General features: G+C 69.1%; 2 protein-coding genes. Both read left to right on the top strand.

Going from position 1 to position 1,455, the window contains the following annotated elements; all coding sequences use genetic code 11:
* The coding region (locus GH737_RS14780; protein WP_155265519.1) for a CoA pyrophosphatase at positions 1-577 on the top strand (577 nt) is incomplete at its 5' end.
* A gap of 35 nt (positions 578-612) precedes the next feature.
* A partial coding sequence (locus GH737_RS14775) for a CCA tRNA nucleotidyltransferase (RefSeq protein WP_155265520.1) occupies positions 613-1,455 on the top strand: 843 nt, incomplete at its 3' end.

The raw sequence follows: 1,455 nt of genomic DNA, 5'->3' as shown, positions 1-1,455 counted from the left end.
GCTCGCAGAACGCTTGCGGGCGGCGCTCGCCAACCCGGCCGCAGAGCCACCGCTGGAGGGCGATTGCCCCGGGCTTCGCGCCGCCGCCTCGACGGAGGCGGCCGTGCTCATTGCGGTCACCGACCGCGCGGAGCCCGGCGTGCTGCTCACCGTCAGGCTCGAAAACATGCGCACCCACGCCGGGCAGATTGCCTTTCCCGGCGGCCGGATCGAAGCGGGCGAAGAAGCGGCAGCCGCAGCGCTGCGCGAAGCGAATGAGGAAATCCTGCTCGATCCGGGCGCGGTAGAAATCGCCGGCGCGCTCGATCCATACCGCACCGTCACTGGCTTCGTCGTGACCCCCGTCGTCGGCGTCGTCGCGCCGGACCTGCCGCTGCGGCCGCACGAGCATGAGGTGGCGGACCTGTTCGAGGCGCCCCTCGCCTTCCTTCTCAACCCGGCGAACCAGCTTCGCCGCAGCGCCCTGTTGCAGGGCCGCGAGCGCCACTATTACGAAATCCTGTGGAATGGACGCCGGATCTGGGGAGCAACCGCGGCAATGATCGTCAATCTCTCGCGGCGGCTCCAGTGGCGCTGAAGATCGACGCAACCAAATGGCGCCGCCGCCCCGGGATGGCGCGGCTACTCGACGCGCTCGGTGCTACCGAGGGCCTGACGCGCTACGTCGGCGGTGCCGTGCGCGACGACCTGCTCGACCTTCCGGTCAGCGACGTCGATCTGGCGACTCGGCTGCAGCCCGACGAGGTGATCCGGCGGCTCGAAGCGGCCAGGATCAAGGCGGTGCCGACCGGGATCGACCATGGTACCGTCACGGCCGTGAGCGACGGCCATGCCTACGAAATCACGACGCTGCGCCGCGACGTCTCGACCGACGGACGCCGGGCGACGGTCGCGTTCACGACCGATTGGGAGGAGGATGCGGCGCGCCGCGACTTCACGATCAACGCTCTCTCGGCAGACCCGCTGACCGGCGAGGTGTTCGATTATTTCGGCGGCGCCTCCGACCTCCTCGAGCGGCACGTCCGCTTCATCGGCGATCCGCTCAAGCGCATCGCCGAGGATCATCTGCGAATCCTTCGCTATTTTCGCTTCCATGCCCGGTTCGGCGCGGGAAAGCCCGACATAGCGGCGCTCGAGGCGTGCACGCAGCGCGCGAACGACCTCATGGCCTTGTCGCGCGAGCGCATCGCCGACGAGCTCCTCAAGCTGCTCGCCCTCACCGACCCGTCGGTGACCGTCGGGATTATGCTGGAGCGCGCCATCTTCAAGCCGGTGTTGCCCGAAATTGCGGCCGATGGGTTCGCGCGGCTCGAGGCGGCGATCGCTGCGGAGCAAGCTGCGGGAATTGCGCCGGACGGCCTCCGCCGCCTCGCCGCGCTGCTGCCGAGCGACGTCGCCGTTGCGCAAGCCGTGGCCGCGCGGCTCAAGCTTTCGAACAAGGCGCGAAAGAGGCTC

It is taken from the genome of Sphingomonas segetis, assembly GCF_009720245.1.
In the GTDB taxonomy this organism is placed as follows: domain Bacteria; phylum Pseudomonadota; class Alphaproteobacteria; order Sphingomonadales; family Sphingomonadaceae; genus Sphingomicrobium; species Sphingomicrobium segetis.
The sequence above is the reverse complement of the archived record's forward strand: the minus strand, read 5'-3'. Positions and strand labels throughout refer to the sequence as shown.